The sequence below is a fragment of the Eubacterium sp. SB2 genome (genome assembly GCF_001244405.1).
GTDB lineage: Bacteria > Bacillota > Clostridia > Lachnospirales > Lachnospiraceae > Faecalicatena > Faecalicatena contortus_B.
Genome location: NZ_LN865153.1, coordinates 1,531,765 through 1,543,970, shown reverse-complemented (window position 1 = coordinate 1,543,970; position 12,206 = coordinate 1,531,765). Strand labels below are relative to the sequence as shown.

Genomic DNA, 12,206 nt, shown 5'->3' with positions numbered 1-12,206 from the left:
AGGGATAGCCTACGTTTATAGGCATATTATGAAAAAATAGGCAGAATTTATCTGCAATACTGACAGCTAATCACTGGAGATTTTACGGATCACCAACCGAATCAATACGCTGCCCCCCGTTTCGAAACCCCACCAAGTAGAAGGGATTTCACTACCGATTGGATGCACCAGCTAAAAAACCGGGAAGCCTGTAGCAGGGCGGGGGGATCTATGCCATTTTAAAAGTCCTAGAGTTTACGTTAGAGGCCTTTAAGGAAAAAACATCGAAAATGGTGGGCAGGATTTGACGTTTTTTCCATTAGGGCCTCTTACGTAAACGGAGCGGATTTTTAAAATGGCATAGATCCCCCCCGCCCTGCTACAGGCTTCCCGGTTTTTTAGCGTCCCCCCAACAAAGATTTTCCGCCTTCTTTTTGTATAAAGTTGCATTTTTGGTCTGGGATATAGTATACTAACATAAATCGAGGTGAGCATATGGAACCATTACTGGACTTATCGAAGGAATATGGGATTGTACTTGACGGAGGAGGAGCCAGAGGGGCCTATCAGATCGGGGCCTGGAAGGCATTGAAAGAGGCAGGCGTGAAGGTGAATGCGGTTGCGGGTACATCGGTGGGCGCTTTGAACGGAGCGCTTATTTGCATGGATGATGTCGAGAATGCGGAAAAGATATGGACCGGTATGACATTTTCCAAGGTGATGGATGTGGATGATGACTGGATGGAGCGTCTGTTCAGCCATGAGAACAAGTTTACGGAAGTGATCGCAGAGATCTGGAAGCGGCTGTCGGATGGCGGTGTGGATGTAACTCCGCTGAGGAAGCTGATTCATGAAGTGATTGATGAGGAGAAGATCCGCAGTTCCGGGAAAGAATTCTTTCTTCTGACATTTTCTTTGACGGATTTTAAAGAACTGGATCTGAGCCTGGATGATATCCCGGAAGGGATGCTGGAAGATTTTCTGCTCGCAAGTGCGTACCTGCTGGGATTTAAGAATGAAAAGCTGCATGGGAAGAGATATATTGACGGCGGCGTGGTGAATAATGTGCCGCTGAAGTCCCTGGTCAAACGGGGATATACTGATATTATTGAGATCCGTATTTACGGGCCCGGCAGAGAGCCCAGAGTGAAGCTGCCCGAAGGGGCTGAGAAGTATCAGATTGGTCCGCGGGTTGGACTGGGCAGTATTATAGATTTTGAGAGTAAGCGGAGCCGGCAGAATCTGAAAATCGGTTATTTTGATGCAAAGCGAATGCTTTATGGCCTGGAAGGTTTTATTTATTATGTGGTACAGACCCATGAGGACGACTGGTTTGAGGAACAGCTGGCGGATATCACGGAGATAGAAAAAGCGGAAATGGCGTTCGTGCTGAAGCTGCCGCTGACATTTACCGTAAAGGCTTTGTATATGGCGATGCTGGAGGCGAGCGCGAAGCAGATGCGTATTCCCAAGTATCAGATCTATACGACGGATGAATTATACAACCTGACGGCCGAACGGTATGAAGCGCTTGCCGACAAGATTCATCTGCCGAGATTTACACATGTACTTATGAATATAGGGAGGGATAACACAATGAATTTAAAAGGAAGAAACTTTTTGACGCTGAAGGATTTTACCCCGGAAGAGATTACTTATCTGCTTGACCTTGCGGCAGATCTGAAAGAGAAGAAGAAAAACGGGGTGCCTGTGGATTATTATAAAGGAAAGAATGTGGCCCTTATTTTTGAGAAGACAAGCACCAGAACGCGCTGTGCATTCGAGGTGGCGGCGCACGACATGGGAATGGGTTCCACTTACCTGGATCCCAGTGGATCGCAGATCGGGAAAAAGGAGAGCATCGAGGATACCGCAAGAGTGCTGGGAAGAATGTATGACGGCATCGAATACCGCGGTTTCGGCCAGGAGATCGTGGAGGAACTGGCAAAATATGCAGGAGTCCCTGTATGGAACGGCCTGACAAATGAGTACCATCCGACTCAGATGCTGGCAGACTTACTAACGATCCGGGAGCATTTCGGTAAATTAAAAGGAATCAAGCTGGTATATATGGGAGATGCAAGATACAATATGGGCAACTCCCTGATGATCGCATGTGCAAAGATGGGGATGCACTTTGTAGCATGCACCACGGCAAAATATTTCCCGAGCCAGGAGCTGGTTGAAGTCTGCAGAGGATATGCGGCAGAGTCAGGAGCAACAATCACACTGACCGAGGACGCCATGGAAGGGACAAAAGATGCGGATGTAATCTACACAGATGTCTGGGTATCTATGGGTGAGCCTGACGAAGTATGGGAAGAGCGTATTAAAGAACTTTCCCCATATAAAGTAACAAAAGAAATTATGGGAAATGCAGGCGAGGGCGCAATCTTTCTGCACTGCCTGCCGGCATTCCACGATCTGAAGACAAAGATCGGAAAAGAAATGGGAGAAAGGTTCGGCATCACAGATATGGAAGTTACGGATGAAGTATTCGAGTCCGTGCAGTCCAAAGTATTTGACGAGGCAGAAAATAGAATGCATACCATCAAGGCAGTTATGGTTGCGACTTTGGGAGAATTTTAAGAATATTCAGAAAACGGAGGGTAAAGGGGTCAGACCCCTTTGCAAAGGGGTCTGACCCCATGCCCTCCGTTTGAATTCGGGGTGAAGTTTTGAAAGCAGAAATATTAAAAATGCTGCGTGAAAGTAATGATTATGTGTCCGGCCAGCAGTTGTGTGAGAAGCTCGGAGTTTCCCGGACCGCTGTCTGGAAGGCAATCAATCAGCTGAAAGAAGAGGGCTATCAGGTAGAAGCCGTTCGAAACCGCGGCTATCATATTGTGGAGAGTCCGGATATTATCTCCAGAGAAGAGCTCGCCAGCATGATCGACACCGAGTGGGCAGGACAGAAAGTCTACTATTATAATACAACGGATTCCACCAACATCCGGGCAAAACAACTCGGAGAAGAGGGAGCCCCCCACGGAACCCTGGTCACGGCCGGCCAGCAGAGCGCCGGAAGAGGGCGCCGCGGCAGAGGATGGGAGTCACCGGCGGGCAGCAGCGTGTATATGTCAATTTTGCTCCGGCCGGAGATTCCGCCGGTGAAAGCGCCTATGCTGACTTTGGTAATGGCTTTGAGCGTTGCCAGGAGCCTCGAGGAATGCACCGGTTTGAATGTTCAGATTAAATGGCCGAATGATATCATCCTGAATGGGAAGAAACTGGTTGGCATTCTGACGGAAATGAGTACAGAGATTGACTTTATTAATCACGTAGTAATCGGTGTGGGAATCAATGTGAACATGGAATATCTTCCGGAGAAAATACGGGATAAGGCAACATCCCTCCGCCTGGAAACAGGACATGTGATAAGGCGAAGCGAAATCATAGCATCTACGATGAAAGAATTTGAGAAATACTACGGCTTATTCATCGAAGACCAGAATCTGGAAAGCATGCGTGAAGAATACAATGCTCTGCTGGTTAACCGCGGCAAAGAAGTGCGGATTCTGGGAGGAAAAGAAGAATATAACGCAGTGGCGCTGGGAATAAACGAAAAAGGCGAATTATTAGTACGCCGTAAAGACGGAACAGAAGAGGCAATCTTTGCCGGCGAAGTATCCGTGCGGGGAGTGTACGGATACATCTAAATTTTGAGAATATTCAGAAAATGGTAAGCAAAGGGGTCAGACCCCTTTGCAGGAAAGGACGAATCATGGAAGAGGAAGTTGTTCTTTGCGGGGCCAGCTCATACGAGCAGAAGTTTTATTTGAACCCCGAGTTCGAGACACTCCCGGAAAGCATACAGCAGGAACTTCAGATTATGTGCGTGCTGTACACAGAGGATGTGGGCGGAGTGCTGATGGTGGTTTACGACGAGCAGGGAAATCTGGAACTGCGGGTAGACCACAGGGAGGATGATTTTACGTTTGATGAGATAGGCAGCGTGCTGAAGATCAAGGAACTCCAGCGTACGAAGTCGGAACTTTTTGAGTCGCTGGAACTGTTCTATAAGGTATTCTGTTTAGGGGAGGATATGGATGTTACTGACGATTGATGTAGGAAATACAAATATAACATTAGGTGTATTCGATCATGATAAACTGGTCGGAACCTTCCGCATGACTACAAAGCGCTCCAGGACCTCGGATGAATACGGCTTTACGATCTGTGGCATACTGGAGCACCGGGATGTGAAGGCGGAAGATGTGGACGCGGTGATTATAGCCTCGGTAGTACCGGATATTATGCACTCATTGGGGAGTGGAATCATCAAGTATCTGGATGTAAAACCGCTGGTTGTGTCTGCCGGAATTAAAACGGGAATCCGGATTGTGACGGAGAATCCCAAGGAGATCGGTCCGGATCGTATTGTGGACGCAGTAGCGGGATATGAGTTCTACGGCGGGCCGGTGATTGTTGTGGACTTCGGGACTGCGACCACCTATGACCTGATCGGGCCGAAGGGGACTTTTGAAGCGGGGATTACCGCGCCCGGGATCGAGACTGCCGGGCGTTCCCTATGGGGCGGAGCTGCCATGCTTCCGGCTATCGAGATCAAAAAGCCGCCGTCCATCCTGGCAAAGGAGACGATCTCCAGTATGCAGGCAGGACTTGTCTACGGGGCGATCGGTCAGACCGAGTATATTATAGAAAAGATCAAAGAAGAGTCCGGCTATGATAAGGCCACTGTAGTAGCTACGGGCGGCCTTGGCAAAATCATTGCGAAGGAAACCAGGAGTATAGACGCATACAGGCCGGATCTGACATTGGACGGGCTTCGTCTGATTTATAATAAAAATAGAAAATAGTGAGATAATAGACATGAAACAATTGAAAATCGGCAATGTGCAGCTACAGAATTCTTATATACTAGGACCCATGGCAGGAGTAACAGACCTGCCATTTCGCTTGCTCTGCAAAGAGCAGGGAGCCGGCCTTGTCTGCATGGAAATGGTAAGTGCGAAAGGAATCCTCTATAACAATAAGAATACGGAAAGCCTTCTGGAGATCCACCCGGATGAAATGCCCGCCTCTCTGCAGCTGTTCGGTTCTGATCCCAAGATTGTCAGTGAGATGGCAAAAAGAATAGAAGAGCGTCCATTTGCTATCCTGGATATCAATATGGGCTGTCCGGTCCCCAAGGTAGTCCGCAATGGGGAGGGATCCGCACTGATGAAGAATCCTAAGCTGGTATTCGATCTGGTGAGTGCAGTGGTAAAAGCAATCGAAAAACCGGTAACCGTGAAGATCAGAAAAGGGTTTGATGAGCAGCATGTGAATGCCGTGGAGATTGCGAAAATTATCGAGGAAGCAGGAGCGGCAGCCGTCGCAGTTCACGGGAGAACAAGAGAGCAGTACTATTCCGGAAAGGCGGACTGGGAAATCATCAGCAAAGTAAAGGATGCTGTATCCATTCCGGTCATAGGAAATGGAGATGTCACATCGGGGGAAAGGGCCATTGCCATGCGGGAGCAGACGGGCTGTGATGGAGTCATGATAGCCAGAGGCGCCCAGGGCAACCCCTGGATATTTTCCGAGCTCACAGCCTATGAACAGACCGGCATGCTTCCGCCCAGGCCATCCGTCGGGGAAATTAAGAATACCATGCTCCGGCACGCCGTCCTCCAGCTTGAATACAAAGGGGAGTACCTTGGAATCCGGGAAATGCGCAAGCATGTCGCCTGGTATGTAAAAGGACTTCATGGCGCCGCAAGGCTGAGAGATGCCATTAATAAGGTAGAGACGTATGAAGAACTTGAAAATATCTTGACATCGCTATAGGGATTGGTTATAATATTGAAATTGTGAAATATAAATTTAAATAGGATTAGAATCAGTGCACAGGAACGCTGATCAGAAGCAAAAAAAGCTTAATAAATGAAAGAACACGATAAGAGGAAAGAAAAGGAAAAGGAGCAGTTAACATGGCAGAAGCAAAGAAAAGATTACTTACTTATGCAGGCCTGAAGTCACTGGAAGACGAGCTGGAGAATCTGAAGGTCGTTAAACGGAAAGAGGTCGCAGCAAAGATTAAGGAAGCAAGAGAGCAGGGGGATTTATCCGAGAATGCAGAGTACGATGCGGCAAAAGACGAGCAGCGCGATATTGAGGCCCGTATCGAAGAGCTGGAAGGCATTCTTAAAAATGCCGAGGTAGTTGTTGAAGACGAGGTAGACTTCGACAAAATCAATGTAGGATGTAAAGTAAAAGTATTTGATATTACGTTTGATGAGGAAATGGAATTCAAAATTGTTGGTTCAACAGAAGCAAACAGTCTGGAAGGAAAGATATCCAATGAATCTCCGGTAGGGCAGGCATTAATGGGCAAGAAAGCGGGAGACTTAGTAGAGGTAGAAACACAGGCCGGGCAGATTCAGTACAAAGTGCTTGATATCAGCCGTTCAACCAGATAAGTGAGGATTGAAATAACGTAATACACCAATGAAATGGCAGACCTCTTACCTACAAGAGGTCTGAATTCGCATATAAAGGAAGGAGAGTAAACAGTGTCCGAACAGAAAAATAACAAGAACGCACAGCAGAACAATGCACAGGAGCCAGACCTGAATCAGTTGAGGAAGGTCCGCCGTGAGAAGCTGGCTGAGCTGCAGGAAAACGGCAAAGACCCGTTTGTAACCACGAAATATGACCAGACACACCACAGCCAGGAGATCAAAGATCAATACGAGGAGCTGGAGGGCAAAACCGTATCAATCGCAGGCCGCATGATGTCCAAGCGTGTCATGGGGAAAGCTTCCTTCTGCAATGTCCAGGATCTCAAGGGCAACATCCAGTCATATGTAGCAAGAGACAGCGTAGGCGAGGATGCGTATAAAGAATTTAAAAAGATGGATGTAGGCGATGTAGTGGGAATCGTGGGTGAAGTGTTCCGGACAAAGACAGGAGAGATCTCGATCCATGCCGCTTCTGTCAAACTGCTTTCCAAGAGCCTGCAGATACTGCCGGAGAAGTTCCACGGCCTGACAAATACGGACATCCGTTACCGTCAGAGATACGTAGACCTGATCATGAATCCGGAAGTAAAAGATACATTTATCAAACGTTCAAAAATCCTGAGTTCCATCAGAAGATACCTGGATACAGAAGGCTTCATGGAAGTGGAAACGCCGATGCTTGTGAGCAATGCGGGAGGCGCTGCGGCAAGGCCTTTCGAGACACATTTCAATGCACTGGATGAGGATTTCAAGCTCCGCATCTCTCTTGAACTGTACTTAAAGAGGCTGATCGTAGGCGGTATGGAACGTGTTTATGAAATTGGACGAGTCTTCCGCAACGAGGGTCTTGATACAAGACACAATCCGGAATTTACGCTGATGGAGCTGTACCAGGCTTATACAGATTATCATGGCATGATGGATCTGACAGAGAATCTCTATCGTCATGTGGCACAGGAAGTCCTGGGCACAACAACAATCGTTTATAATGGTGTTGAGATGGATCTCGGCAAGCCGTTCGAGAGAATCACGATGATTGATGCCGTTAAAAAATATGCGGGCATCGATTTTAATGAGATTAAAACAACAGAAGAAGCAAAAGCACTTGCGAAAGAAAAGGGCATAGAGTTTGAAGACAGGCACAAAAAGGGTGATATCCTGAGCCTGTTCTTTGAGGAATTTGTTGAGGAACATCTGGTGCAGCCGACATTTGTTATGGATCACCCGATTGAGATTTCACCGCTTACAAAGAAGAAACCAGAGAATCCGGACTATGTAGAAAGATTCGAATTCTTCATGAATGGCTGGGAGATGGCAAACGCATACTCCGAGCTGAATGATCCGATTGATCAGAGAGAAAGATTCAAAGCGCAGGAAGAACTGCTGGCACAGGGGGATGAGGAAGCCAATACGACAGATGAAGACTTTCTCAATGCGCTGGAGATCGGGATGCCTCCTACAGGAGGGATTGGATTCGGGATCGACAGAATGTGTATGCTGCTGACTGATTCGGCGGCTATACGTGATGTACTGCTGTTCCCGACTATGAAGACCTTGGGTGGAAGCGATGCTTCTAAGAAGGTGGAAAAAGCAGGGAAGAAAGAGGACAAGCCAGAGGAAAAAAAGGCTGAAAAAATTGATTTTTCTAATGTAAGAATTGAGCCGCTGTTTGAAGAATTTGTTGATTTTGATACATTTGCAAAGTCTGATTACAGAGCTGTAAAGGTAATATCCTGTGAAGCTGTACCGAAGAGCAAGAAGCTTCTGAAGTTCGTTTTGGATGACGGTACAGACAAAGAACGCGTGATTTTAAGCGGAATTCACGAATATTATGAGCCGGAAGACCTGGTAGGTAAGACTTGTATCGCAATCACAAACCTGCCGCCAAGACCCATGATGGGAATTGATTCCTGCGGAATGTTAATCTCAGCAGTACACGAGGAAGATGGTCATGAAGGACTGAACCTTCTGATGGTGGATGATAGAATTCCGGCAGGAGCGAAGCTGTATTAAGAGCTAATTTTCCGCTTGGAAAAAGCTGAAAATCCTGGTATTATTATTCATTTGCCAGTAATTATATAAAGTATGATGCATTGTTATAAAGCATAACGAATTTCAGGCGAAAAGGTGAAGGTGGAGCAAAAATATATGAAAGCACTTCTTAGAGTTAATCTAAGGAGTGCTTTTTTTCACATATGTGGTAAACCGCTTTAAGCCGGTTAATGAACAGATTTATTATATGGGATTCCGTAAATGACACTATAGCTGTGTTATAGATTATGCAAAAGTATTCGGGACTTTAACGGAAAGTGTAAAAATGGCATGAAATGTTATATAATGAACAAATTGTTTAAACAAATGTTAAAGTATACTCATTTATATTGCGTGAAAGTGAACAATAAGTGAAATAAAAATAACAAATGTTATTTACAAAACAAAATAAGGGTGTTATATTAACATTGTAACGAACAGTATATTGAAAATGCGCATCAATATAATAGCAAGGAAAAGTGGATTATTAGGAGGATTTACAATGTTGACAGTGAACGAATTTGCAAAGCATTTAGACTTAGCATATCTGGCGCCGAATTTACAGAAGGAAGATATCATCGAAGCATGTAATATTGCTAAGAAGTATCATGTAAATGCGGTGAACGTGAACTCCTGCTGGGGAGAACTTGTTGTGGAAGAGTTAAAGGGAAGCGATGTTGGACCAAGCGCTGTCATTGGTTTTCCGTATGGCGCGATGTGCACGAAGGCAAAATTATTTGAATTAGAAGAGATGGTAAAGCTTGGATGTACTGCCTGCGATATGGTTGTGAACATCGGAGCTGTAAAAGATAAAAACTATGAGCTTGTACGCCATGAGATCAGCGAGTTTGTAAGGATCTGCGGCGAGGGCTGTGATACAAAGCTGATCTTCGAAGTTGGATTCTTGACTGATGAAGAGATAGCAGAGCTGACGAAGATCTGCTGTGAGTGCGGTGTTACATATGTAAAGACAGCTACCGGATCACAGGCATTCCCGACTTTGGATCAGGTTAAGATCATGAAAGAGAATCTTTCCGGAGATACGAAGATTAAAGTTTCCGGAGTGCCGAGAACATTTACCATGCCGGCAGTCCTTCACATGTTTGAACACATGGGTGTCAGCCTGGTAGGAACAAGAAGCGCAGGCAAGCTTGTCGAGGAATACAGCAAATATCTGGAAGAATTGAAATAGTGGAGGGTGTTATGCAGACAGTGAATTACAGTTTAGCCTCTCTTGTGGGAGGAGAGATTCAGATCGTATCAAATGATGAAGGCTATGTCAGAAGAGCGCTCCATCAGAATATCAGTCTTGAGGAATATGAATTCCTGTTGAAAAGAATACGTTATATCGGTGTAAGCGACAGATTCAGGGATGTCATCGACTTGTTCAAGGTTCCGGAAGGCGAGACGCCGGCGGGATTCAAGATTGAATATAATATGAAAGAGAACCAGATATTGGAGATAGATTTGGTCAGAAATATATCGTATGATAAAAATGGACTCAGAAGACCGACCAAGTTCATCTATTCGGCAGATACAGCCAATCCGTATGAAGTCGAGCCGATCAAACACCTCATCGGGAACCTGACCTGCAATCCGGGGATTATCTATGACCTGTTCATCAATAATCCGCAGGCAAATGTGGGGCATAAGTTTAAGACCAGGAACGAGGTTATGAGTGAGATTGCTAATATTCTCGGACCAGGGTGTGATATCAGTGTTGAGGTAAATAATCCATTTGCAGATTTTGAACAGATACTTGAGGAGGCAGAGGAATTCAGAGAGATGTTCTCTGATTACCGTATGGTTCTCAAGATTCCCCATACAGGCCCGGTAAATGCAGACAATGTAAGCGAGCTGCTCGCAGGCGACAAGAAGCTTTCTACACGCTGGAATCAGGCGGCTACAAAGGATTACCTTTACGGGCACAACCTGGCGCTGAAGATGAAGGAACATGGATTCAGAGTAAACTATACTTTGATGTTTGAACCGTGGCAGACGGGCATGGCATTGCAGGCGAAGCCATATTTTATCAATAGCTTTGTACGCCAGCGCTTTGGTGTTACAACTTATATTAATGGGCTTCTGAATGCATACCAGACTACATATGACGACAGATTTTTGCAGGCCCTGCGCAGCTTTATGATCGAATGGGACTTCCTCTCCAAGAATGACCAGGATGCGGATCTGCGTCTGGTTGAAAAGATGGCAAGAGAGACAGTTGAATATAGAAAGATCAACGAACACGAGGGATTCGACGGCATGGACGGCGTAAGGCATAACTTACGGATGCTTCGGAATTCTAATCTGGAGGACACCAGGCTGATCATCTGCAGTATCGAAGGTTCAAGAATGTATCCGGAGCTGGACAAACTGATGACAGAAGATGAGTTCAAGGATATGACGGACAGGATTGTAATTACGACAGAACCAAGTTACTTAGCCCAGAATACATCGGCACCGCAAATTATTACATATCAGAGAAGATTCATGAACGCTGCGAATGGTGAGAAGTAGTTTATTGAAGGGGCACCAGGGGCAGACTCGGGCGCCTCTTTTTTGGATCTCCCGGCGTAAATACGCCAATTTATAGCACCCGCTGTCTGCGCCGGGAGGCACTGGACAGGATTGCGTTAAAAAGCGGGCAGGAGGAGAAATGAAGAAAAGCCAGTATCTAATATTTGCGATTTTTGTGGGAATCCAGTCTTTTCTGCTTCAGCTGGCGGACCAGGTGATCGGTACGCATCTTGTATCCGGCGGCCACAGTGGATTTGTGTTTATCGCGTTTCAGGGCTGGGCGCTTTACTTTCTGCTGGGAAGCAGTGTGAAGGGCGCCGTAAAGGGATTCTGCGGGTATGTCCTGGGGATTCTGTTTGCAGTGATTATGATTGGGATGTCGGCCATTTTACCGGATCTGAAGCTTTTGACGGTACCGCTGGTGGCGTTGATTGTGGTTCCCTTTATGATGTATTTTGAATTTGCCCCGTGGTGTATCAGTAATGTTGCCGTGTTCTTTGTCGGGGCGGGCGCCTTTTTCGGAGTTAACAGCTATGTTGAAGGTATCAAAATGTGGCAGTCCGCAGGGATTGTACTTCTATACTGTATATTCGGGCTGCTGTCCGGCTGGACGAGCATCGTGTTTCGGAAATGGCTGGAAGGCAAGATTTTCAGCGTATCTGTTCCTGATTCCGGACAGATACCGGGTAAGAAAGGAATAGATGCGTAACAGTTCAGGCATGTCTGAACTGCTACATGGATGGAGGTGTATCAGGCACATGAGTAAGTTAGAAATGCTGACAAAGTTAAATGATATCTGCTTATTTGTAAAAGATTTTCAGGGAGCGCTTAAATTCTACACAGAAAAGTTCGGGTTCAAAGTAAAGAGACTTCAGCCGGACCCTGAGCATGCCAATTATGCGGAATTTGAATTCCATGGGACGGCGGTTACGCTCTGGGATAAAAAGGGGCTGTGCGAAGTGGTGGACCATACCTATATCGATGGGGAAGGACATCATTTTATGATGGCTGTGAAGGTTCCCGCTCTGCAGGACGTAGACGATATAGCAGAAGAATTGATTGGCAACGGGGTAAACTGCATCAAGGAACCGACCACCTATGGTTTTGGCTCCAGAGCGGCTTATTTTCAGGATTTTGAAGGAAATGTATGGGAAGTGTTTGCCTGGGAAGAAGGCAATGGCCCGGGTCTTCTGGATGAAGCGACAGAATAGG

11 protein-coding genes and 1 pseudogene are annotated in these 12,206 nt (G+C 46.3%); all 12 read left to right on the top strand.

The genetic code is table 11. The annotated features are described in order from the left end of the window. Nucleotides 1-474: 474 nt before the first annotated feature. A pseudogene (locus BN1938_RS24315) lies at nt 475-1,050 on the top strand (patatin-like phospholipase family protein); the annotation flags it as partial. Between the two features lie 525 nt (nt 1,051-1,575). Continuing rightward, nucleotides 1,576-2,568 (top strand): ornithine carbamoyltransferase, encoded by a 993-nt coding sequence (gene argF, locus BN1938_RS24310; protein ID WP_050642764.1) that lies wholly within the window; start codon nt 1,576-1,578, stop codon nt 2,566-2,568. 89 nt (nt 2,569-2,657) lie between these two features. Beyond that, nucleotides 2,658-3,638, top strand: a complete 981-nt coding sequence (locus BN1938_RS19190; protein WP_050642072.1) for a biotin--[acetyl-CoA-carboxylase] ligase — start codon at nt 2,658-2,660, stop codon at nt 3,636-3,638. A 65-nt stretch (nt 3,639-3,703) separates the two neighbouring features. Further along, the gene (locus BN1938_RS19185; RefSeq protein WP_050642071.1) at nt 3,704-4,045 is read left to right on the top strand and encodes a DUF6145 family protein; all 342 of its coding nucleotides are present in this window, start codon (nt 3,704-3,706) and stop codon (nt 4,043-4,045) included. Beyond that, nucleotides 4,029-4,799 (top strand): type III pantothenate kinase, encoded by a 771-nt coding sequence (locus BN1938_RS19180; protein ID WP_050642070.1) that lies wholly within the window; start codon nt 4,029-4,031, stop codon nt 4,797-4,799. The genes BN1938_RS19185 and BN1938_RS19180 overlap by 17 nt, the downstream gene beginning before the upstream one ends. Before the next feature lie 13 nt (nt 4,800-4,812). Next, on the top strand, nt 4,813-5,772 hold the full coding sequence (dusB, locus tag BN1938_RS19175; protein ID WP_050642069.1) for a tRNA dihydrouridine synthase DusB: 960 nt from the start codon (nt 4,813-4,815) through the stop codon (nt 5,770-5,772). Nucleotides 5,773-5,915: 143 nt separating this feature from the next. Beyond that, the gene (greA, locus tag BN1938_RS19170; RefSeq protein ID WP_050642068.1) at nt 5,916-6,404 is read left to right on the top strand and encodes a transcription elongation factor GreA; all 489 of its coding nucleotides are present in this window, start codon (nt 5,916-5,918) and stop codon (nt 6,402-6,404) included. A 93-nt stretch (nt 6,405-6,497) separates the two neighbouring features. Further along, entirely contained in the window at nt 6,498-8,459 is a 1,962-nt protein-coding gene (gene lysS / locus BN1938_RS19165) for a lysine--tRNA ligase (protein WP_050642067.1), read from the top strand. A 520-nt stretch (nt 8,460-8,979) separates the two neighbouring features. Next, nucleotides 8,980-9,669, top strand: coding sequence for a deoxyribose-phosphate aldolase (gene deoC / locus BN1938_RS19160; RefSeq protein ID WP_050642066.1), 690 nt, complete (start codon nt 8,980-8,982; stop codon nt 9,667-9,669). A gap of 11 nt (nt 9,670-9,680) precedes the next feature. Continuing rightward, a complete protein-coding gene (locus tag BN1938_RS19155) occupies nt 9,681-10,994 on the top strand; it encodes a transaldolase family protein (protein ID WP_050642065.1) in 1,314 nt (437 codons plus the stop codon). 139 nt (nt 10,995-11,133) lie between these two features. Further along, the gene (locus BN1938_RS19150) at nt 11,134-11,703 is read left to right on the top strand and encodes a DUF1097 domain-containing protein (protein ID WP_050642064.1); all 570 of its coding nucleotides are present in this window, start codon (nt 11,134-11,136) and stop codon (nt 11,701-11,703) included. A gap of 49 nt (nt 11,704-11,752) precedes the next feature. Then, nucleotides 11,753-12,205 (top strand): VOC family protein, encoded by a 453-nt coding sequence (locus BN1938_RS19145; RefSeq protein WP_050642063.1) that lies wholly within the window; start codon nt 11,753-11,755, stop codon nt 12,203-12,205. Nucleotide 12,206: the final 1 nt, after the last annotated feature.